The organism is Streptomyces sp. NPDC012825 (assembly GCF_042900925.1).
Taxonomy (GTDB): domain Bacteria; phylum Actinomycetota; class Actinomycetes; order Streptomycetales; family Streptomycetaceae; genus Streptomyces.
Genome location: NZ_JBIBBZ010000004.1, coordinates 1 through 21,588, shown reverse-complemented (window position 1 = coordinate 21,588; position 21,588 = coordinate 1). Strand labels below are relative to the sequence as shown.

Here is a 21,588-nt window from a genome sequence, read left to right as displayed (position 1 = left end):
GGTCCGTCCCGGTCCGTTCGTACGGCGGCACACCCGCCGCGTCCGGTACCGGGCCGCGCGGCCGTCCGCGCGCCCGCACCCCGATCCGCCCCTCCGCCCCTCCACGACACGACACGACACGAAAGGAACTCCCCCGCATGAGCCGCACCCGTCGCACCAGTCGCACCGCCCTCCTGGCGGCGCTCGGTCTCGTCACCGCCACCGGCGCCACCGCCACCGCCCTCGGCGCGGCCACCGCCGGCGCCGCCGCCCCCGGCTGCAAGGTCGACTACCGGATCACCAACCAGTGGAGCACCGGCTTCGGCGCCGACGTGACCGTCACCAACACCGGTGATCCGGTGACCTCATGGACCGTCGAGTGGGTCTACGCCGGGAACCAGCAGATCACCCAGGGCTGGAACGCCACCCTCACCCAGTCCGGCTCCGCCGTCACCGCCAGGAGCCTGTCCTACAACGGGGCGCTGGCCAACGGAGGTTCGACCTCCTTCGGCTTCAACGGCTCGTACAGCGGCACGAACGCGGTGCCGGCGGCCTTCAAGCTCAACGGGGTCACCTGCAACACGACCACCACCCCGCCCACGGACCCGCCCACCACTCCCCCGACGACCCCGCCCACCACGCCGCCGCCCGGCTCCAAGGCCGACAACCCCTACGCAGGCGCCAAGGTGTACGTGAACCCCGAGTGGTCCGCGAAGGCCGCGGCCGAGCCGGGCGGCACCAAGGTGTCCAACCAGCCCACCGGCGTCTGGCTGGACCGGATCGCCGCGATCAACGGCTCCGCGACCTCCATGGGCCTGCGCGCCCACCTCGACGAGGCCCTGAGGCAGAAGGGCTCCGGCGAGCTCGTCGTCCAGCTGGTGATCTACAACCTGCCCGGCCGGGACTGCGCGGCGCTCGCCTCCAACGGCGAACTGGGCCCGACGGAGATCGGGCGCTACAAGACCGAGTACATCGATCCCGTCGCCGCGATCCTCGCCGACCCGAAGTACGCGGGCCTGCGGATCGTCACCACCATCGAGGTCGACTCGCTGCCCAACCTGGTCACCAACGTCAGCGGACGCCCGACCGCCACCCCGAACTGCGACGTCATGAAGGCCAACGGCAACTACATCACCGGCGTCGGCTACGCGCTCGGGAAGCTGGGCCCGCTCGCCAACGTCTACAACTACGTGGACGCCGGGCACCACGGCTGGCTGGGCTGGGACGACAACCTCGGCCCCTCCGCCGAACTCTTCAAGCAGGCCGCCACCGCACAGGGCTCCACGGTCGCGAACGTGCACGGCTTCATCGTCAACACCGCCAACTACAGCGCCCTGAAGGAGGACCACTTCAGGATCGAGGACAACGTGAACGGCGTCTCCGTGCGCCAGTCGAAGTGGGTCGACTGGAACCGGTACACCGACGAGCTGTCGTACGCACAAGGTCTGCGCGCCAAGCTGGTGTCGATCGGCTTCGACGCCAACCTCGGCATGCTGATCGACACCTCCCGCAACGGCTGGGGCGGCGCCGCCCGGCCCACCGCCGCGGGTCCGACGACCAGCGTCGACACGTACGTGAACGGCGGGCGCTACGACCGGCGCATCCACCTCGGCAACTGGTGCAACCAGGCCGGCGCGGGGCTCGGCGAGCGGCCGCAGGCGGCACCCGCCGCGGGCATCGACGCGTACGTCTGGATGAAGCCCCCGGGCGAGTCCGACGGCGCCAGCCAGGAGATCCCGAACGACGAGGGCAAGGGCTTCGACCGGATGTGCGACCCGACGTACACGGGCAACGCCCGCAACGGGAACAGCATGTCGGGCGCGCTGCCGGGCGCTCCGATCTCGGGCCGGTGGTTCTCCGCCCAGTTCCAGGAGCTCCTGAAGAACGCCCACCCGGCGCTGTAGTACCCCGTACGGGAGCCCCCGCGGTCCGGCCCCGGGCCCGCGGGGGCTCCCCCGTCGCCTCAGGAGGACTCCCGTACCACCAGCTCCGTCGGCAGTACGCGCCGGTGGAGCCCCTCCCCCTGCGTCCGGCCCTTCCCTTCCGACCGGTCCTCCCCCTCCGTGATCTCCCGTATCAGCATCCGCGCCATCGTGCGGCCCATCTCCTCGATCGGCTGTCGCACGCTGGTCAGCGGCGGGTCCATCAGCCGTGCCACCGGCGAGTCGTCGACCCCGACGAGGGCGACGTCCTCGGGCACCCGGCGGCCCGCCTCCCGCAGGGCCCCGCGCGCGCCGGCCGCCATCACGTCGGAGGCGGCGAAGACCGCGTCCAGGTCGGGTCTGCGGTCGAGCAGCAGCCGCACGGCCCGCCGGCCGCCCTCCTCGGTGAAGTCGCCCGCCGAGACCAGCTCCTCGTCGGGCGCGAGTCCGGCCTCCGTGAGGCCGGCCCGGTAGCCGCCGAGCCGGGCGCGTGCCACGTACATGTCGAGCGGTCCGGTGACGGTCGCGATCCTGCTCCGGCCGCGCCCCACCAGGTGGGCGACGGCCGCCCGACCCGCCCCGATGTTGTCGGAGTCCACGTACGGCACGGGTTCGGCCTCCGTGCGGCGCCCGTTCATGACGACCGGCAGGCCCAGTTCCCCGATCCGCTCGGGCAGGGGGTCGTCGCCGTGGACGGAGGCGAGCAGCACCCCGTCGACGCGCTGGGCCGCGAGGTACTGCTCGAAGCGCTGCCGCTCCTGTTCGGTGCGGACCAGGGTGAGCAGCAACTGTTTGTCGGATGCCGCGAGTTCGGCGCTGACGCCGCGGATGAGGTCGAGGAAGTACGGCTCCGCGAAGAGCCGGGCCTCGGCCTCGGGGATGACGAGCGCGATCGCGTCGGTGCGGCTGCCCGCCAGGGCGCGGGCGGCCTGGTTGGGCACGTAGCCGAGCTCCGCGACGGCCCTGGCGACGGCCGTCCTGGTCCGTTCGCTGACCCGGGGGGAGCCGTTGATGACCCGGGAGACCGTGCCCCGGCCGACCCCGGCCCTGGCCGCTACCTGTTCCAGGGTGGGTCTGCCGCTCTGCCGTCCGTTCACGACTTCGGTGGCTCCCCTCGGAGGACGACGTGCTGTTCGCGAGGCCCCCACGGGGTGGGAGCGCTCCCACATTAGATCATCCGGCCCCCTCCACACCATGAGATGCGTTCAGGAGATGACGGGACGGGCGGCCGGGCCGGGGCGACCGGAGGGCGCGAAACCCCCGGAAAACCTTCCCGTAACGAATCCGCGTTCATCTCTTGACACCCGCACCCGGCAGGCAGCAACCTTCCGGCAACGACGTGGGAGCGCTCCCATAAGAGGGGCGCACACCCCGGGACGGGTCCGGGCCGGCCGCCGCCGAGCCGCGATCAGCCGGCCGGACCCCTTGGCGCACAACGAGCACCACCTTGGACGAGGAGAGTGGAATGCGCACTTCCAGCAGCAGACGCGGGCGCCGCACGGCGATCACGGCGGTCGCCGCCGTCATGGCCGGCACGACCCTGCTCACCGGCTGCGGCAGCGACGGTGACGACGGCGCCAAGAGCGGCGGCACGATCACGCTGCGGGTCGGGACCTTCGGTTCCTTCGGCTACGACGACAAGACCGGCGCCAAGCTCTACGCCGAGTACGAGAAGACCCACCCCGGCATCAAGATCGAGGAGTCGAACGTCGCCGACGGGCAGAAGTACTGGGACACGCTGAAGCTGCGCCTCTCCCGCAACAGCGGTCTCGCGGACGTCCAGGCGATCGAGGTCGGCTACATCGCCGAGGCGACCGGCCCCACCATGGCGGACAAGTGGGTCGACCTGGGCAAGGAGGGCGGCGCGAAGCTCGACGCCTTCCTCGACTGGAAGGTCAAGCAGGCGACCACCGCCGACGGCAGCGTGATCGGCCTCGGCACCGACATCGGCCCCATGGCCGTCTGCTACAACAAGGACCTCTTCGCCAAGGCCAAGCTGCCCACCGACCGCGACGCCGTCGCGAAGCTGTGGGCCGGCGACTGGTCCAAGTTCCTGGAGACCGGGCGTACTTACCAGAAGAACGCGCCCGCCGGCACCGCCTTCCACGACTCGGCGAGCGGCCTCTTCAACGCGGTCGTCTCCAGCGACCCGGTGCAGTACGCCGACACGAACGGCAAGCTCGACTGGGAGAACAGCCCCGGCGTGAAGAAGGCCTGGGACACCGCCGTCGCGGCGGCGCAGGGCGGACTCACCGCCAAGCTGCGCCAGTTCGACGAGAAGGGCACCTGGAACGCGGCCTTCAAGAACGCGAAGTTCGCCACCGTCGCCTGCCCGAGCTGGATGACCGGCATCATCAAGGACCAGGCCGGACCGGCCAACCAGGGCAAGTGGGACATCGCAGCGCCGCCGGTGGCCGGCAACTGGGGCGGGGCCTTCCTCGCCGTGCCGAAGTCCGGGAAGCACGTCAAGGAGGCGGCCGAGCTCGCCGCCTGGCTGACCGCCCCGGAGCAGCACGCCAAGGTGTTCGCGGTCAACGGCAACATCCCCTCGTCCAAGGACACGCTCACCTCGGTCGCCGTCCAGGAGGCGAAGCTGCCGTACTTCGGCGACACGCCGGTCGGCAAGATCTTCTCCAGCGCCGCGGCCCGGATCACGCCCGCCAGCATCAGCCGCTACGACGGCCAGGTGAAGACCTTCCTCACCGACAACGGCATCCTCGACATCGAGCAGCGCGGCACCGACCCGGCCAAGGCCTGGGAGAACGTCAAGAAGCTGGTCGACGACAAGATCGACCAGTAGCGGGGGCCGCGTGCCGGTCCGCCGCCGCCTGCCGGGCGGCGGACCGGCACCGTCCGCACCAGCGCACGCATCGACCTGGAAGGACGCCTCCGTGGCCACCTCCGTCCGGGCGAGGTCCGACGGCTCCCCGCCGCCCGCCGACCCGCCCTCCTCCCCCGGCCCGCGCGGCCGCCGCCCCGCCCCCGGCGGCCGGCGCAGCACCCTCTACCGCTGGGACCTGAAGGCGACCCCGTACGTCTTCGTCGCCCCCTTCTTCCTCACCTTCGCCGCCTTCGGCCTCTTCCCGCTGATCTACACCGGCTGGCTCTCCCTGCACCGGGTGGAACTCGGCGGCGGGGCCGAGTGGAAGGGTTTCGAGAACTACACCGACCTCGCGACCAGCGAGTTCTTCTGGAACGCGCTCCTCAACACCTTCACCATCGGGGTCGTCTCGACCGTCCCCCAGCTGCTCATGGCCCTGGGCCTGGCGCACCTGCTGAACTACAAGCTGCGGGGCCGCGGCTTCTTCCGGGTCGCGATCCTCGCCCCGTACGCCACCTCGATCGCGGCGGCGACCCTGGTCTTCGCCCAGCTCTTCAACACCGACTACGGGATGATCAACAGCCTCCTGGAGTGGACCGGCATCGGCCCGGTCGACTGGGAGTCGTCCAAGTGGCCCGCGCAGATCGCCATCTCGACGATCGTGACCTGGCGCTGGACCGGCTACAACGCGCTGATCTACCTGGCCGCCATGCAGGCCGTGCCGCAGGACCTGTACGAGGCGGCGTCCCTGGACGGGGCCTCGCGCTGGCGCCAGTTCCTCAGCGTCACCATCCCCTCCATCCGGCCCACCATCCTCTTCACCATCATCGTCTCCACCATCGGCGCCACCCAGCTCTTCGGCGAGCCGATGCTCTACGGCGGCAGCGTCGGCATCAGCGGCGGCAGCGGCAACCAGTTCCAGACGCTGAGCCTGCTGATGTACGAGAAGGGGTGGGTCACCGGCGCCCTCGGCCAGGCCTCGGCCATCGCCTGGGTGATGCTGCTGCTCCTGCTGATCGTCGGCGGCGTCCAGGCGCTCGTCTCCCGCCACAACCGCAAGAAGCTGGGGGGCTGACCTCATGGCCCGCACACTCGACACGCCCCGCCCGGCGACCCCGGCGACCGGACGTCCCGCGCCCGGCCGGCGCTTCCGGCAGTCGGCCGGCCGGCAGCACCACGCCGGACCGCTGACGTACGTCCTGCTCGCCCTCGCCGCGGCGGTCTCGCTCTTCCCGCTGTACTGGAACGTGGTCGCCGCCTCGCACACCGGCGAACGGGTCGTGGCGGCCCCGGCGCCGCTGCTGCCCGGCTCCCGCCTCCTGGACAACCTCACCTTCGCCTGGAACCAGGTCGACATGGGCGAGGCCCTGATCAACACGACGATCGTGGCGAGCCTGGTGGCCGTGTCCACCGTCCTCTTCTCCACGCTCGCCGGCTTCGCCTTCGCCAAACTCCCCTTCCGGGGGCGGACGATGCTGCTCTCGCTCGTGGTCGCCACGATGACGATCCCGCCACAGCTCAGCGTCATCCCGCTCTACCAGATCGTCACGGACCTCGGCTGGGTCGACCAGCTCCAGTCGGTCGTCCTGCCCTCGCTCGTCGCCGCCTTCGGCGTGTTCTTCATGCGCCAGTTCCTCGTCGAGGCGCTGCCCGTGGAACTGGTGGAGGCGGCCCGGATGGACGGCGCGCACAGCCTCCGGGTGATCTGGCACGTGGTCTTCCCGGTGGCCCGGCCCGCGATGGCGGTGCTCGGCATGCTGGTCTTCGTCCAGTCGTGGAACGACTTCTTCTGGCCCTTCATCGCGCTCACCCCGGACGGCAACCCCACCCTCCAGGTGGCGCTCGCCGGACTCGGCGCGGGCAACCACAGCGTGGACCACGCCATCGTGCTGACCGGTGCCCTGATCTCCACCGTGCCGCTGCTGCTCGTCTTCGCCTTCCTCGGCAAGCACATCGTGGGCGGCATCACGGCCGGCGCCGTCAAGAGCTGACCGGCCCCCTTCCCCGCACAACGTACCGATCCCGCACCAGCGTTGGGAGCTCCCTCCTATGACCGCGTCCGAAACCCGGCCGCTCACCGCCACCCGTTCGTTCCCGCCCGGCTTCCTCTGGGGCGCGGCCACCGCCGCGTACCAGATCGAGGGAGCGGCGGCGGAGGACGGCCGCACCCCGTCCATCTGGGACACCTTCTCGCACACCCCGGGCAGGGTCTTCGAGGGCCACACCGGCGACGTGGCCGTGGACCACTACCACCGGTTCCGCGAGGACGTCGCCCTGATGTCCGAACTCGGCCTGAACGCCTACCGGTTCTCCGTCTCCTGGTCCCGGGTGCAGCCCACCGGGCGGGGCCCGGCCGTCCAGAAGGGCCTGGACTTCTACCGGGCGCTCGTGGACGAGCTGCTGGCCGCCGGGATCGAGCCGGCCCTGACGCTCTACCACTGGGACCTGCCGCAGGAACTGGAGGACGCGGGGGGCTGGCCCGAGCGGGCGACGGCCGAACGGTTCGCCGAGTACGCGGGGATCGTCGCGAACGCCGTCGGCGACCGGGTCTCCCGGTGGACCACGCTCAACGAGCCCTGGTGCAGCGCCTTCCTGGGGTACGGCTCCGGGGTGCACGCGCCGGGCCGCACCGACCCGGTGGCCGCCCTGCGCGCGGCCCACCACCTCAACCTGGGACACGGGCTCGCGGTCCAGGCGCTGCGGGCCGCGCTGCCGGCGGGCCGTCCGCAGCAGCTCTCCGTCTCGCTCAACCTGCACGAGGTGCGGCCGCTGACCGGTTCCGCCGGGGATCTGGACGCGGCCCGCCGGATCGACGCCGTCGGCAACCGGGTCTGGCTGGGCCCGATGCTGGAGGGCGCCTACCCCGAGGACCTGCTCGCCGACACCGCGCACCTCACCGACTGGTCCTTCGTGCGGGACGGGGACACGGCGACGGCGAAGCAGCCGCTGGACCTGCTGGCGATCAACTACTACGCGCCGACCCTGGTGTCGGAGGTCGCGGAGGGCGCCGAGAAGCCGCAGGACGACGGGCACGGCGACAGCGAGCACTCCCCGTGGCCGGGGGCGGACCGGGTCGCCTTCCACCGGGCGCCGGGCGAGCGGACGGCGATGGGCTGGCCGGTCGACGCGGGCGCGCTGTACGACCTGCTGAAGCGGGTGTCCGCCGCGTACCCCGGCCTTCCGCTGGTGATCAGCGAGAACGGGGCGGCGTACGAGGACGTGGTGGGGCCGGACGGTTCGGTGCACGACCCGGAGCGCGCCGCGTACGTGCACGCGCACCTGGAGGCGGTGCACCGGGCGCTCACGGACGGGGTGGACGTGCGCGGCTACTTCCTCTGGTCGCTGCTGGACAACTTCGAGTGGGCGTACGGCTACGCGAAGCGGTTCGGAGCGGTCCGGGTCGACTACGACACCCTGGAGCGGACGCCGAAGTCGAGCGCCCGCTGGTACGCGCGGGTGGCTCGGTCGGGCGAGCTGACGGCCCCGGACGCGGGCTGACGGTCCCCGGCCGGGGGCCGGGCGGAGACGCGCGGAGGGCCGTGCCGGATCACCGGCACGGCCCTCGGGCCTTCCTGACGACAGGTCAGATGTCGATCACCCGGTAGCCGATGACGTACACGCCGCCGGAGCCCTCGACGGTGCGCCACTGGGTCTCGGCGCCGACCTCGGAACCGGTGACCAGGGTGGCGCCGAGCTTGTCGTCGCCGCTGGTCGAGTCGTAGTCCCACAGGGTGAGGGTGCGGGCCTGCTGCTTGCCCAGGATCAGGGCCGCGCTGCTGTTGCCGTCGGCCATGGAGCGGACGTAACCGGTGCCCATGGTCTGGTACTTGAGGCTGCCGCCGGGCCAGACCTTGACGGCGTTGCCGTTGGCGTCGGTGACCTTGAGGTAGGCCTCGTCGTGGTCGCCCTCACTGTTCTTCTGGCAGTGCAGCTCGACGAGTTCGATCCTCACGTAGTCGATCGGCTCGGCGTGCGCGGTGCCGGCGAAGGCGCCGAGGCTGCCGAGTCCGAGCAGGGCGGTGGCGGCCAGTCGGACGACTCGGTTCTTGCGCATGTGGTGTCCCCCCGTACATCGGGTCACTGGTGTGACGCGGAGTCGGGCCGCCCCCGTGGCGGTCCGGTGTGCCGTTTCCCCCGGCACGACTCCACTGTGCCCGGCTTCCCCGGCCGGGTTCTACGCGCGTTCCACTGGCCGGAACGGAGCCGCGGGAAGACTTCCTCAAGGGACGAGGACGGTCGGCGGGAACGGCCTTCGCCTGCGGCCGCCGGCGAGCGCGCGGGTGATCGCGGCGCCGGTCCCGGCGACGGCGTGGGCGAGCGCGTCGAGCCGGCGGCCCGCAGGGACCAGGGCGGCGAGCGCGGCGACGGTGCGCCCGTCCGGGGCGCGGACCGGCAGCGAGGCGCAGCACACCCCTTCCATCACGTCCTCCCGGTCGAGGACGGCGCCGTTCGTCAGGGGTGCGCGCAGGGCCCGGCCGGCGGCGGTGTCGAGCCGGAACGCGAGGCCGTTCCGTACGGGGAGGAGGGGCTCCAGGTCCCCCGGCACCGAGCCGACCGTGAGCGCCGTCTCCTCGCGCAGCACGACGAGGACCACGCTCGCGCCGGTGGCGGCCCGCAGGCGCTGGAGCGGCAGCCGGGCGGCGTGGCGGAGGCCGGGGTGCGGCTCCCAGGCCTGGCCGAGGCGGTAGAGCTGCGGGCCGACCCGGTAGCGGTTCCCGGCCCGTTCGACGGCGCCGACGCCGACCAGCTGGTCGAGCAGCCGGTGGACGGTGCCCTTGGGCACGCCGCAGGCGAGCGCCAGTTCGGTCACCCCGGCCTCGTCACCGTTCCGGCGGAGGGCGTCGAGCAGGGCGAACGCCCCTTCGAGCACACCCCGGCCGCGCGGGGCGCCCTCCCGCGCCTCCGGTGTCGCGGTCGTCCCGGTGCCGGCCGTTCTCGCTTCCGTACCCGTGTCCATGAGTCCCCCTCACGTCGTACGCCCGGCCGTTGTCCCCCGACGGCACGGCTCCGGGCGCGTCTTCCACCATGCCGCAGACCGGACGTTCCGGCGAAGGGGTTCGGACCGCGCGTCGTGGCGCGAACACGCCGTTGTCGGACACGTCCCCCCTAGGGTGGGCGCTCATGAAAGACGCTCTTCCGCCCGTTCCCCGGTCGCGTCGCCGCCGGACCACCGGATTCACCGCCGGGGCCGTCGCCGTGGCGGCGTTCGCGACCGTGTTCGTGACCGCTCCGTCCAGGCCGTCCACTCCCTCCAAGCCGTCCACTCCGTCCCGGCCGTCCCCCTCGTCTCCGTCTCCCTCGTCCCCGGCGTCCGAGCCGTCCGCCCCCCGCCCCCTCGACCAGGACGCCAAGGCCCCGGGGAACCGCTGGATCCGCTCCGCCGGGGCCCCGTTGACGGTGTTCGCCCACCGGGGGGCCTCCTCCGCCGCGCCCGAGAACACGCTGGTCTCCGACGAGGTCGCCCGCCGGGGCGGGGCCCAGTGGATCGAGAACGACGTCCAGCCGAGCGAGGACGGCGTGCCGTACGTCCTGCACGACGCGACCGTCGACCGGACGACCGACGGCACGGGCCCGATCCGGTCCCTGACCTCCGCTCAGCTGGACGCCCTGGACGCGGGTTCCTGGTTCGCCCCGGCCTACGCCGGCACCCGCGTCCCGACCCTGGCCGCCCAGCTGGCGGACCTCCGGGAGCGCGGCGGCGGCATGCTCCTGGAGATCAAGGGCCGGCACAGCCGCGCCGAGGTGGACCGGATCGTGCGGGAGGTCCGGGAGCAGGACATGACGGGCCGGGTCTTCGTCCAGAGCTTCGACGTCCCCTCCCTGCGGTACGCGCACGAGCTGGCACCCGAACTCCCGCTCGGGCTGCTGCGCGACACCCTGGACGCCGATCCGGTCGCGCTCGCGGAGGAGCTGGACCTCACCGCGTACAACGTCTCGCACGTCGCCCTGGCCCAGCGGCCGGAGGTGGTCGGCGCGCTGCACGCGGCGGGCGTGGCGGTGAACGTCTGGACGGTCGACACCCCCGTCCGCTGGAAGGCCATGGACGACCTCGGCGTGGACGGGATCATCACCAACCGGCCGACGGAACTGGGCGGCTGGACCGCCGGCCGGAGCGCGGGGTAGGGCGCGGACGGGCACTGGGTGGTACTGGCACCGTCGCTACCGAGGGGGACGAAGGCGGGGTGGCCGCCCGTCCGGCCTCGGCGGCGGTCGATTGACCTCGAGTGGCCCGACCCGCGCGCGGAGACGCTCCTGCACCACCCGTACGCCGTGCTCCGGTCCGGGCGGGCGGGGTTGGTGGAGCAGGAGCGTCTCCCAAGGTGGCCGGTGAAGCCCGAAGTTGATCGCCGTCGGCGTGTAGACCGACGACGAGACGGTGTCCACTGGCCACGGCATGGATCCCGCACGTCGCGGGAGGCGCTCGAGGTCGCTGTGCGGGCCCTTCCGTACACCTTGATCCAGACCGGGAGCCGGGGATCCCGCACGAAGCCGGAGGTGATTTCAGGTGATTCGAAGCACCATGATCGCAAAATCGTCGTCGAGCGGGCTGTCCGTATAATTGATGACCGCTTCTTCAAGAATACCGAGCACTTCCGCAGAGCTCTCGTCGGTGAGGTTTTCCATGACGCGGCGAATACCGGATTCGGCGAACATGGAAGTTCCCGAACGCCGTTCTGTCACTCCATCGGTGTAAAGAACGAGGAGATCGCCCGAGCGTATTTCATGCATGGTCGTCTGCAGTGGTGGCGTGTCGAAGATTCCGAGAAGAGCACCCGGCCGCCCCAGTGCAATGATTTCCCCGTCGGCCCGTCGGAGGAAGGGCGGAGGATGACCTCCGAGAGCGAGACTGAGCCGTGCGGGCTCATTGGAGAAGTCGATCACCCCGTAAGCCGCGGTACAGAAGCGAGATGCTCCCTGCTCGGCGAGAATAGCTGCGTTCACTGCCCGCAGGACGTACTCCGGGTCGTGACTGACTCGTGCTGCCGCCCTGGCGGTATGCCGGACCAAGCCGGTCAGTGCCGCTGCTTGCGGACCCTTACCGCATACGTCACCGATGGCAAAAGACCATGCCCGCGATCCGAGAGGGGCGATGTCGTAGAAATCGCCTCCCACCAGTGTTCCTTCGGCGCCGGCGTGGTAGCAGACCGCGAGGTCGACGCCGGGCACGCGAGGAAGGTTCGCGGGCAGCAGGCTTCGCTGCAAGATGTCGGCCACATCCTGCTGAGCGGTATAACGGCGCGAGTTGACGACAGCTTGCGCAGCGCGCTGGGCCAGGTCCTCCGCAAAAGGAATGTCACGCTCGGTGAATGTTTTCCTCCCGGTGGCCGACTGGATCAGCACCATGGCTCCGATGACCCTGTCGTCATGAGTCATGGGTACGGCCAGCCATGACGCGGCGGGCAGGAGACGGTGCAGAGCGGTACGGTGCTCAGCGCTGCGTGAAAGGCGGTCCAGTGCTCCGGACACGTTGGTGATCAACTCATGACGGCCGGTACGGACGACGGCTCCGACGCCCCCCTCCGCGTCCCGCTGCGGCGGGAAGGACTCCAGCAGCGCACTCAGTTCCCTCTGTTGCCGCGGATCGCGGTGGCGCAGCATGGCCAGCTTCGGCCGGCCTTCACGGTCGAGGAGGTGAATGACGCACGCGTCCGCAATACGGGGAACGACCGCTTCGGCAAGACTGCGAAAGTTTGCACGGGTGTCGAGAGAGGACGGCAAGGCACGACCCAGATCGGCCAAGACCTGCAACTGTGCTTGCGCGGCGTCTGCCGATGCGCGCAGACGAACGCGTTCGAGGGCCAGGGCGCAGTGATCGGCGAGAGCGGTCAGGAAAGCTCGTTCGGAGGGATCGAAGGGGTGCTGGACAGCGAAGTGAAAACTGACTGCCCCCAGGAGAGAACCATCCGCCGCGAGTGGGAGGACGGCAGACGATCGGTGCCGCTCTTGGAAAAGGGGGGCGGCTTCGGGAAACACCCGGTCGCGTTCGGCCGACGTGGAGAAGAACAGGGCCTTCCCTGTGCGAGCGGTGTGCGCCATGGGGTAGGGCGCCGAAATACTGAAGGGCGCGGGTGGACGGAGGCCTTCCTGGGCGTCATGGATGTGCTGGACGGTGTAGGTGTTGCTGTCCGGTTCGTTCAGTACAGCTGCCCCGGTCGTCGCACCCACCGCGGGCATGATCTGAGCGGTGAGCGTACCGAGGACTTCCTCGAAGCTGGTCGCACCGGCCAAGCTCGTGACAATGGCGGCAAGGACTTCGGCCCTCCGTACCCGAGCGCTGTTGTCCCGCAGTACCCAAAGAAGGCGATCGGTCCCGATCCTCACTGCTTGGTACTCGTAGTCGGCGGCCCGGTAGGTCGACTCCTCGGTCCAGGCGAGAGGCCCCTGCTCGCCGACACCGCTGTCCAGTACGCGCATGCAAGCCGCAAAGGTCCCGTTCTTCACCATGAGGGGCCAGACTTCACTGCAGAGTCCGCCGATGGCCGTGTCCGGTTCGGGATGCGCCGAGCGAGCGGCTACGTTCATGTATTCCAGCCGCATGTCGATGGCGCGACCGGAGGTGTCACGCAGGGCGGTGCAAACGGTGACAGCATCCGGTATCTGCTCCAGGGCCTCGAACACGGCATCGGCCTCGAAAGGCACCTCGTTCCTCTGCAGGCGCGGCTGAAGACCGAACCCTGGACCTGGAATGCTCATCGCAGGCACTTCCTCACTCCTGGAACCCCCGCAACGTGCCGGCCACGATGCATGTGAAACGCGTTGAGAGTATCCCCTCCCTGCGCAAGCAGAACAGGGAACCCGGCCTCATATATTACTAAATTATATCCACCCTCATACCAGATCTTTGCTTTTTCAGGCATCCATGGATGACAGTGACAGTATTCACGAATCGGACGCCCCTTGCGGCTTCGCTACGAAGCGTCGCCGCGATCGACAGTACTCGAACCCGCAAAGGACCCCGAAAGGGTCGACGCCGCCATCGGCCCTTGATTCCCTAATCAATCATTCATGTCCATAAGGAACAAGACGGCCTTTTGGTCTTTCTGCTTATATATCGGGCATCATCCGGCTCGAGTGCCCGCGCAACGCACAGGTCAAGCGTTGGTGTCGGATCGTCTCGTTGACCAGACGAGGTTGCGGATGCGGACGCCAGTGGGGAATGGCTGTCGGACGGCAAGCATTTTTTCGCGCAGGAGTCGGACCGGAGGGGCCTAGATCATGGCTTCTTCCCCGGGCAGGCACCGCACCGGAGTCGGCAGCGTGCTGTGGGCTGCCGAGATTCCCTACCCGGTGATGGTGCTGGACGGGGCCGGATACGTGGTGGAACTCAATGACGCCGCCTCCTCTTTGCTGCCGGACGTCCGTACCGCTCGTCCTCTGTCGTCGCCGGACTGGCTCACGGGCGCACACCACGGCACTCCCATAGGTGCGGCCGGCGGCATGGTGGGAGAGAACTTCTTCTCGGCGCACCCCTCGTCGTTCGTGAGCGGGGACACGGCGTGGTGGCTGGTGGAAGAGACCGCCTACCGGACGGCGGTGGAAGAGCTGACTGCCGAGCGGGAGCGTGCCGGGTTTCTCGCCGAGGCCTCCAGCGCGCTGTCGGCGTCGCTGAACCTCCAGCGGTGCATGGAGGTCACCGCACGCCTGGCCGCCGAGCACTTGGCCGATGCCGCGCTGGTCATCGCGCCGACGGGGGCAGGAAACTGCCGGTGGGTGGTCGCCTGCCACTCGGGCCGCCCGTCGCACAGCACCGCCCCCGGCGCGATGCAGGATGCGCCCGGACTCGCGGAGGCTTTGCGGGGCTTTCCCCCGTGCCCTCCCGGTGGATGGACCCCGCCGTGACGCCGCACTGGTTGATCCCGGAAGGATTCGGAGAGGTCGGCTCGCTGGCGATCACGCCGTTGCCGGGCCACGGAATGCCGGCCGGAGCACTGGTGTTGCCGCGCCGGGACGCGCAGTCGGCCGCGGGGTTCATGGAGGAGGCCTGCTTGAACGTGTTCCATGTGGCCTGCCGAGGAGCCCGCACCGTGTGGCCTACGGCTGCCGCCGGTCTCCGGCCCGTCGGAGCCGACCGCACACCGGCCTTCCCCGAACGAAGTGCCGCCCGGATCCGGGCCGAGTCGCGCCGCGTCATCCTCGATGGACCCGGCTCCCGCGGCGACCTGGACCGCTGGTGCGCGGCGACCCGCCGGTCCGGTCCCGCCGCGGACCTCGCCGGCGACAGCCGGCCACGCTCCACGCGGACACCGGACGTATCGGCGCACGATGCCCTGGCTGGGCGGCTGCCGCCGCCTGCACCGGTGTCATCGTTCTACGGATGGGTCGAGGTCCTGACGGGGGTCACACCGTTCTTCTCGAAATCCCGCACGGAACGGAGGAAGTATCTCCGAGTGCCGGGCGCGGCGGGTCGGCATGACACAGAAGGAGGCATATGTCGTCGTCTCCGGGGTTGTCGTGCAGGAGATCGGCCAGCAGCGTTTCCGCGTCCTGCTCGGCAGTGCTGTCGGCCCGGGCGTCCAGGCCGGCCAGGGCAGTGGCGAGCCGCTGGATGCCGGGATCGACGCCCTGGGTCCGGCGTTCGACCAGTCCGTCGGTGTAGAGCAGCAGAGTGGAGCCGGGCGCGAGGGTGAGCCGGTGGTCGCGGACGATCTGCTCCATGGGCAGGCCGAGGAGGGCCCCTCCCCGGTCGTCCAGGATCTGCACGGCGCCGTCCGGGGTACGCAGGAGCGGGGGCAGATGGCCGGCGGTCGCCCAGGTGACCTCGTGGCCGGCCGGTTGGTGCTGGGTGATCAGGGCGGTGGCGTAGAGGCCTGGTTGCTGGCTGCGCATGAGGTTGTGCAGGAGGGTCAGCAAGGCGCCCGGAGAGTGGCCCTGGAGCGCATAGGCGCGCAGGGCGTGGCGGAGCTGGCCCATGAGGACGGCCGCGTCCAGGCCGTGGCCGGTGACGTCGCCGATGACGGTGGTCAGGGTGCCGTCGGGCTGGAGGAAGGCGTCGTACCAGTCGCCGCCGATGTTCATTCCTTCGCTGGCGGGAAGGTAGCGAGCAGCCATGCGCAGGCCGGGGACGGTGGGCAGGTCGGTGAGCATGGCGCGCTGCAGGATCGCTGCGGTGTTGCGTTCGTGCTCGTAGCTCCGGGCGTTGTCCAGTGCGGTGGCGGCGCGGCGGGCCAGTTCGGTGAGCATGACGATGTCGTCGGGGGTGAAATGCTCCGCGGCGGGGGTCAGGGCCAGGACCCCCAGTGGGGCCAGTCCTGTGGTGAGGGGAAGGGCCAGCAGGGACGGACCGGTTGCGCCGGGGAGGGTTGCGGGGCGGTCTGCCCGGGCGTGGTGGACGCGGCCGGTGCGAGCGGTGAGGGCGGCGGGATGGTCGGCCGGAAGCTGCGAGGCGTCCGGGGTGTCTCCGGTCGATGCGATGAGCGTTCGCCGCTCGTCGAGGAGCCAGATACGAGCCGTGGCGGCGTATTCGGGTACGAGCATGCCGGTCAGGTCCTGCAGGACTTTCTCGTGGTTCAGGGTTCGTGTGAGCGTGGCGCTGGCCGTGGAGAGGAACGTCAGGCGTCTGCGTGCGGTCTCTGCCAGTTCACGTGCGGCCTGTTCGGCGCTCAGCAGCTCGGTCTGGGCGTGGTTGGCGGCGTCCAGCTCGGCGTGCAGGACCAGTACACCCTGGTTGGTGGTTTCCAGCTCTATGCGGTGCCGGTCCAGGAGGTCGACCAGGGCGCGGGTGTCGCTGTCGTTGTCCGCGAGCATCTGGACGAGATCATCACGGTCCTTCTCGGAGGGCTCGCGAAGGACGGGGGTGCCTGACCGGTGTGTCTGCTCGGTTGTGGCCGGTGCTGGAACCACGTGGCGGGTGGACTTGCCCACGGTGGTCCGGATCGTGGGCAGCCCGGTCGTGGGATCGGTGTGGACGGAGGCCTTGAGGTGGGGGGCCGTTCCGTCCGCGAGTGCTGTTCTGAGCTGGTCGAAGACGTCGGCGACCAGAAGCAGCCGTTTTTCGAAAGGAATCGCAGCGTCCTTGGCGAGGGCGAGGAGGCGCTGACGTGCCTGTAGGGCGTCTGCGGGTGTGGTGATCGTCAGGCTGAGGCGGGAGGTGCTCATCGCTGTTCTCTCGGGTCCGGGGAACCGGCGGCGGCTACGGCGAGGGTGGTGTCGTCGCGGACGGGGTTGGCGGGGCTGAGCGTGTCGCGGAGGACGACGGCCGCGGTCATTGCCGGGGCCGGCCGGTCGAGGGCGGAGTCCTCGGGGTATCGCCGGCGGCTGGGCAGGCCGTCACTGTGCAGGACCAGTACGGCGTCCTGAGTCCGGGGCGGCTTCTGGGAGACCGCCGGGCGGGAGTGCTGGTGAAGGCCTGCGACGCCCGGACGGGAGACAAGGGACTCCCGCCTCCCCTTCGTACGCGGTCGTGCGCCGATGTCCCCGGTGTCGGCGAAGGTCGACAGCTGGACGCCGGTGTCCACGTGGGCGCCGGCGACGGCTGCTCCACGACTGCCCCGGAGAACTTCTTCCACGATGTGGGAAAGGCTGTGCGGAGGCAGCTCGGGGTGGTACGGGGTGCGGACGGCGTCGGCGGCCGCCTCGCCGTGGCCGGGGCCGTCGGCCGGTACGAGTGTGATTCCTGAGGCTGCGGAGTGCCGGCTCGTTGCGTCTCCGCTGGCGGCGGCCGCCCCCAGCGGGATGTGCGGCCCGCCCGCGCCGACCGGGTGTCGTGTGGGGAACCGGCCCGAGCGCTCCGGGGCCGGAATCTGCACCACGCGCGTGCATGGGGCCGGACGCGCAGCCGGATGCGGGACGGTTCTGATCAGCACCTGGCCGCCACCTACGTGTTCGAGCACATCGGTGGCCGGTTCGGTCGCCACCGGCGCCGCTGATGCGCAGCGCAGCGGGTCCGGGCCGGCCTCGGCCGCCGCCCGCGCATCGTGGATGCGGGTGATGTCGCACGGGAAGAGGTCCCCCACTCGGGTCGCTGTCCCGGCATCGCCCTCGTGGAGGACTTCCTCTGTCGCCACGCAGCCTCCGCCACCGTGTACCAGGGTGTTACGGGCCGGCTCACCGGCGGCGGTCACCGGCTTGGTCCGCCGGTCCGGGCCGAAGTCTGCGCCGAGCGGCGTCCTGCGTACCGCCTGCCGCGTCACCGCGCATTCCACGTCGGAGGCGACCGGGACACGCCGGGGTACCGGGTTCACGGCTTCTCCATGGATGGCCTCGCGCCCGCGCCGAGCCGAGCGAGAGCCGCTTCGGTGTTCAGTGCCGTCCTCAGCCCGGACAAGGTCATGCCGAGTTCGACCAGCGTCATGGCGATGGCGGGACGCAGACCTGCCACGACCGTCTCGGCGGCCAGCAGCTTGACCGCCGCAGCCGTGTCGGCGAGGACCCGGCAGATGAAGGTGTCCACGACCCACATGGCCGACACGTCGATGACCACGCCGCGGATCCCTCCGCGCGCCACCATCGCCGACAGATCGCGCTGCGTCCGCACGGCGAGTTCGTCGGTCAGGTCCGTGGGAAAGGTGACCAGCAGTACCTCTCCGAGGCGTACCGGCGTGATGCTGTCGGGAACCGTGTCCATCAACGGCCTCGCGCAGACGCAGGTCGCAGTGGCGTGAAGGAACCGCCCAGATGGTCCGGGGCCGGGGAAAGAGCGTCGACCGGTGTGGCCCGGGTGGTCACCACACCAAGATCGTTATCGAGCCGGGCGACGGTCTGCGCGATCACCGGGCGGATGCCGGGGATGACGCACGCGGCTCCCATGAGCCGCCCCGCTACGACTGTTCTCGTCAAGCACCGCGCCACCAGGGTACCTACTGCAGGCACGCCAGTGATGTGCGAAACGGCACGGGAGGCCCGCTGCTCGAGGATCACTCGCAGCAGGATCTCCGTCACGACCCGGTCGCGCGCACTGTCGAGTGTGCCGATCAGAGGGACAGCCACGGCGCGGTCCCGGAATTCGATCACCGATGTGGCCGTTTCCAGCGTCTGCCGGCACTGGCGCACGATCACTTCCCGGCCTTCCGTGAGCGTGGCCTCCGTCACCACCGGCCGCAGCGTGTCCGGCAACTCGGTGAGTGCCGGCACTTGTGTCGGATCCCCCTCGCGGTTCTCTCCGTGCGGTTCTCGTGCGAGCACCTGGCGTGCGGCTTGCTTCAGCGCGGTGACCTCGTCGGCCACCCGCCCGGCCCACCGGCCCGTCTTCCGCCCGGACGCCGGCATCCGGCCGAGCCGTTCCCGTACGGTGTCGAAGCCGGGAGCTTCCAGATCCTCGATCCGGCCCGAAGCGGCTGCCTGGACCAAGACGTCCACGATGTTCCGGCATGTCTCCACGGCCTTGTCGCGGTCGACCGTGAACACCGTCCGGAGCAGCGGCAGCTCCGCCCATCGCTGCACCGCCTGCTCTCTGCGGCGCTTCGGGAACGCGGCTGCGTTCCCGATCGCTTCGGCCTTCGGCGTTTCGACCGCCATACGTGGTTGCTTCCTTCCTGGGGTTCTGAAGCACCCCGGCAGCCGCAGGGACCGGTAGATGATGACCAGACGGCAATAGTTGCCATGCGGCAACAATAAGCGAGCCTCGCCAGAGTGGTACACCCCGCCCGGGTCGATCTTTACGAGACTCCCCCATAACCCACTCAATGCTCGTATGAACTGCCAAACATCAACAAAACAGCACTTGAGGAGGGTTGGTTGCCTCGGGTGACCGGGGGAAGGCGGCGGGAGACCCCGCACGAAAGGAGGGCGCGATGTCGGGCGCCCCTGAGGCGATGGACACTGTCGAGGCGGCCGAGCGGGTCGCCGAAGCCATGATCGAATTGTGGCGGCGGGCGCACCTCGAGATCGCACCGGAGGTCTCCGATCAGCAGATGCGCACTCTGCTCGCGCTCGAGAAAGGGGCCTGCGGCCCCACTCTCCTCGCCAGGACCCTCCGGGTCAGTCTGTCGTCGACAACCCGGCTGTGCGACAGGCTCGACCAGCGCGGCCTGATCCAACGCACCGCCAGCGGTCGGCACGTCACCGTCTGCCTGACGCCCGACGGCGAAAGACTCCTCCACGCCACGAGGGAGCACCGGCGGTGCCTGCTGGCGCGGGCCCTCACCGATACGGGCGCCGACCAGGCAATCCTCCAGGACACCCTGGGTCAGCTGTGCGCACTGCTCGCCCACTTGTCCGACCCTCCGCAATCGGCGCCCATCCATGTCGACACGCCATAGACTTTCCTGTTCAGCCCCATGACGCCTGCTGACACGGCAGCCAGTTGGGCGAAGAATTCCTCTCGCAGTCACTTCCCGCAGAAGAAGCTGATAGAAAAGCAAAGCGAATTGCCCGGTATGCCGCTTTGCCTTGACTTGGATGCCGTCGACCATCGGCGACAGGAGCGCCGCCGACCGTCATGATGGCCGTGTTACTTCTCAGCAGGCACGAAGGGGCCCGTTCAGGGGATATGGAAGGGAAGCCTCCAACTGTACGCCCGCCATGAATGACGACCCGGACGACGCCGTCGACCCCTCGGCCGACGAAGCGGCCACGACCGCCGAGGTGCTGAGGTTGTGGGAAGCCCTGGAACTCGGCCAGGAGCCCGCAAGCCTCGCCTACCGCGTGCTGACCCTGCTGGAGCGCTTCGGCCGGACGTCTCCGGGGGAAGTGGCCCATCTCCTCGCCGTCTCGAGTACTTCGATGAGCCGCCTGACCGCGCAACTGACACAGGACGGGCTGGTGGTCAGCACTCCGGCACCGGGCGACGGACGGAGCAAAGTCATCAGCGTGACGCCGGCCGGCAAGCTGCTGCTCGACGAGCTGCGCGCTGAACGACTGACCGCGCTGGTGCTCTTCCTGCCGTCGGCCAGTGCCGACAGCGAGGCCGCAAGAGACGGGGTCGCCAGCCTGCGCGACGTCTTGAGGAGGCGGCTGCAAGACCGCCGCGAAGCCGACTGATCCCTTCCCGCCCGGGGGTCCGTACGGCACGGTCGGACCACCGCGCCGTCCCGACCGGAGGCATGAGACCACTGGCACCCAGAGCCGATCCCCCCGGAGGAGAGGGCGAGCTCCCTTCTCATCGAGTCCCCGGCGGTGTGCGATGCGAACCCGCCTCGGACCTGTAGTTGTCCTCAGACAATACTTTCCATTTGACAAGTATCTCCTGGAGGCAGGAATCTGTGGCAGCAGCACGAGCCGGAGACCCGGCCTCAGGAAGGTGGAATCGTGCACCTATCGGCGCATCTGTCGGCCTCAGGCCGACTCCGGCGCGATGGCCTCCGGCCTGTCACGACCAGGCGCGACGCCATCGGTCAGGGCGCGAATTCCGACCAGACCCCGCATCAACATGGTCCGCTCCGCCGCAGTCATCCTGCCCAGCAGTTCGCGCAGGACCTCCTCGCGGCGGGCCCGAAGGGATTCGAGATAGCTCGCGCCCCTGCGTGACAGGCGCAGCTCCAGCTCGCGGCGGTCGGACGGGTTGTGGGTCCGGTCGATGAAGCCCACCGCGTGCAGGCGGTCGCACATCCGGCTGACCGAAGGCGGCATGGAGTCGAGCTTCCCGGCCAGGGTGCGCAGGTTCACCACTCCCTCGCGCTCCAGCACGTACAGCACACGCACCTGGGACGACGACAATGGAGCCGTCGAGACCGCTTCCCCCTGATGCCACAGGACCTCAAGCAGCTCAAGGACATCACGCGCAATACTGGCGGCGGATCTTCCAGTGCTGTCCTGTCGCAGTGCTTCCTCCGGTCGCCGAGACATGAGAGGAGCTTCCTTTCGCATGCGTTTTAAACCTAGGCGGTAACCGAATAATGGACAGATTCGTCGCGATCGAGCGCGCCCTGCGCTCTGCCACGCCCGACGCCCTCCTCCGTTCCCTGGAGGAAGGGCTGGTCGCGCACTACG

18 protein-coding genes and 1 pseudogene are annotated in these 21,588 nt (G+C 70.0%); 10 read left to right on the top strand and 9 right to left on the bottom strand.

All coding sequences use genetic code 11. The annotated features are described in order from the left end of the window. Window positions 1–137 precede the first annotated feature (137 nt). Complete coding sequence (locus tag ACFY7E_RS11685) at window positions 138–1,883, top strand: glycoside hydrolase family 6 protein (RefSeq protein WP_389483437.1); 1,746 nt, start codon at window positions 138–140, stop codon at window positions 1,881–1,883. 59 nt (window positions 1,884–1,942) lie between these two features. Here ACFY7E_RS11685 and ACFY7E_RS11680 read toward each other — a convergent pair whose 3' ends face one another. Further along, entirely contained in the window at window positions 1,943–2,998 is a 1,056-nt protein-coding gene (locus ACFY7E_RS11680) for a LacI family DNA-binding transcriptional regulator (protein WP_389483435.1), read from the bottom strand. A 368-nt stretch (window positions 2,999–3,366) separates the two neighbouring features. On the opposite strand from ACFY7E_RS11680, the gene ACFY7E_RS11675 reads away from it, so the two are divergent. The 4 genes from ACFY7E_RS11675 to ACFY7E_RS11660 all read left to right on the top strand — a co-directional run bounded on the left by ACFY7E_RS11675 (window position 3,367) and on the right by ACFY7E_RS11660 (window position 8,220). Next, complete coding sequence (locus ACFY7E_RS11675) at window positions 3,367–4,701, top strand: ABC transporter substrate-binding protein (protein ID WP_389483433.1); 1,335 nt, start codon at window positions 3,367–3,369, stop codon at window positions 4,699–4,701. A 91-nt stretch (window positions 4,702–4,792) separates the two neighbouring features. Then, entirely contained in the window at window positions 4,793–5,797 is a 1,005-nt protein-coding gene (locus ACFY7E_RS11670; protein WP_383441861.1) for a carbohydrate ABC transporter permease, read from the top strand. Between the two features lie 4 nt (window positions 5,798–5,801). Beyond that, the gene (locus tag ACFY7E_RS11665; protein ID WP_389483431.1) at window positions 5,802–6,713 is read left to right on the top strand and encodes a carbohydrate ABC transporter permease; all 912 of its coding nucleotides are present in this window, start codon (window positions 5,802–5,804) and stop codon (window positions 6,711–6,713) included. 58 nt (window positions 6,714–6,771) lie between these two features. Beyond that, window positions 6,772–8,220, top strand: a complete 1,449-nt coding sequence (locus ACFY7E_RS11660) for a GH1 family beta-glucosidase (RefSeq protein WP_389483429.1) — start codon at window positions 6,772–6,774, stop codon at window positions 8,218–8,220. Between the two features lie 85 nt (window positions 8,221–8,305). On the opposite strand, the gene ACFY7E_RS11655 is transcribed toward ACFY7E_RS11660, so the two are convergent. Together ACFY7E_RS11655 and ACFY7E_RS11650 are read right to left on the bottom strand one after the other, a co-directional pair. Then, complete coding sequence (locus tag ACFY7E_RS11655; protein ID WP_383441867.1) at window positions 8,306–8,776, bottom strand: hypothetical protein; 471 nt, start codon at window positions 8,774–8,776, stop codon at window positions 8,306–8,308. Between the two features lie 165 nt (window positions 8,777–8,941). Then, window positions 8,942–9,679, bottom strand: coding sequence for a helix-turn-helix domain-containing protein (locus tag ACFY7E_RS11650; protein ID WP_389483427.1), 738 nt, complete (start codon window positions 9,677–9,679; stop codon window positions 8,942–8,944). Between the two features lie 164 nt (window positions 9,680–9,843). On the opposite strand from ACFY7E_RS11650, the gene ACFY7E_RS11645 reads away from it, so the two are divergent. Next, window positions 9,844–10,845: a glycerophosphodiester phosphodiesterase gene (locus ACFY7E_RS11645; protein WP_389483425.1), complete on the top strand. Its 1,002-nt coding sequence runs from the start codon at window positions 9,844–9,846 to the stop codon at window positions 10,843–10,845. A 378-nt stretch (window positions 10,846–11,223) separates the two neighbouring features. Here ACFY7E_RS11645 and ACFY7E_RS11640 read toward each other — a convergent pair whose 3' ends face one another. Further along, window positions 11,224–13,416 carry a SpoIIE family protein phosphatase gene (locus ACFY7E_RS11640; protein ID WP_389483423.1) on the bottom strand — a complete coding sequence of 731 codons (2,193 nt, stop codon included), beginning with the start codon at window positions 13,414–13,416 and terminating at the stop codon, window positions 11,224–11,226. 522 nt (window positions 13,417–13,938) lie between these two features. Here ACFY7E_RS11640 and ACFY7E_RS11635 point away from each other — a divergent pair. Further along, window positions 13,939–14,562, top strand: a complete 624-nt coding sequence (locus ACFY7E_RS11635; RefSeq protein WP_389483421.1) for a hypothetical protein — start codon at window positions 13,939–13,941, stop codon at window positions 14,560–14,562. 325 nt (window positions 14,563–14,887) lie between these two features. Continuing rightward, a pseudogene (locus tag ACFY7E_RS11630) lies at window positions 14,888–15,021 on the top strand (IS5/IS1182 family transposase); the annotation flags it as partial. A 39-nt stretch (window positions 15,022–15,060) separates the two neighbouring features. Here the strand turns inward: ACFY7E_RS11630 and ACFY7E_RS11625 are convergent. The 4 genes from ACFY7E_RS11625 to ACFY7E_RS11610 all read right to left on the bottom strand — a co-directional run bounded on the left by ACFY7E_RS11625 (window position 15,061) and on the right by ACFY7E_RS11610 (window position 19,176). Then, window positions 15,061–16,818 (bottom strand): PP2C family protein-serine/threonine phosphatase, encoded by a 1,758-nt coding sequence (locus ACFY7E_RS11625; RefSeq protein ID WP_389483419.1) that lies wholly within the window; start codon window positions 16,816–16,818, stop codon window positions 15,061–15,063. Next, on the bottom strand, window positions 16,815–17,471 hold the full coding sequence (locus tag ACFY7E_RS11620; protein ID WP_389483417.1) for a hypothetical protein: 657 nt from the start codon (window positions 17,469–17,471) through the stop codon (window positions 16,815–16,817). The genes ACFY7E_RS11625 and ACFY7E_RS11620 overlap by 4 nt, the downstream gene beginning before the upstream one ends. 428 nt (window positions 17,472–17,899) lie before the next feature. Then, window positions 17,900–18,286 carry an STAS domain-containing protein gene (locus ACFY7E_RS11615; RefSeq protein WP_389483415.1) on the bottom strand — a complete coding sequence of 129 codons (387 nt, stop codon included), beginning with the start codon at window positions 18,284–18,286 and terminating at the stop codon, window positions 17,900–17,902. Further along, window positions 18,286–19,176 (bottom strand): STAS domain-containing protein, encoded by an 891-nt coding sequence (locus tag ACFY7E_RS11610; RefSeq protein ID WP_389483412.1) that lies wholly within the window; start codon window positions 19,174–19,176, stop codon window positions 18,286–18,288. The genes ACFY7E_RS11615 and ACFY7E_RS11610 overlap by 1 nt, the downstream gene beginning before the upstream one ends. 296 nt (window positions 19,177–19,472) lie before the next feature. Here ACFY7E_RS11610 and ACFY7E_RS11605 point away from each other — a divergent pair, with 296 nt between their 5' ends. Then, a complete protein-coding gene (locus ACFY7E_RS11605) occupies window positions 19,473–19,919 on the top strand; it encodes a MarR family winged helix-turn-helix transcriptional regulator (RefSeq protein WP_389483410.1) in 447 nt (148 codons plus the stop codon). A gap of 262 nt (window positions 19,920–20,181) precedes the next feature. Beyond that, window positions 20,182–20,640, top strand: a complete 459-nt coding sequence (locus tag ACFY7E_RS11600) for a MarR family transcriptional regulator (protein WP_389483408.1) — start codon at window positions 20,182–20,184, stop codon at window positions 20,638–20,640. A gap of 294 nt (window positions 20,641–20,934) precedes the next feature. Here ACFY7E_RS11600 and ACFY7E_RS11595 read toward each other — a convergent pair whose 3' ends face one another. Beyond that, window positions 20,935–21,444 carry a MarR family transcriptional regulator gene (locus ACFY7E_RS11595; protein ID WP_389483406.1) on the bottom strand — a complete coding sequence of 170 codons (510 nt, stop codon included), beginning with the start codon at window positions 21,442–21,444 and terminating at the stop codon, window positions 20,935–20,937. Window positions 21,445–21,588 lie beyond the last annotated feature (144 nt).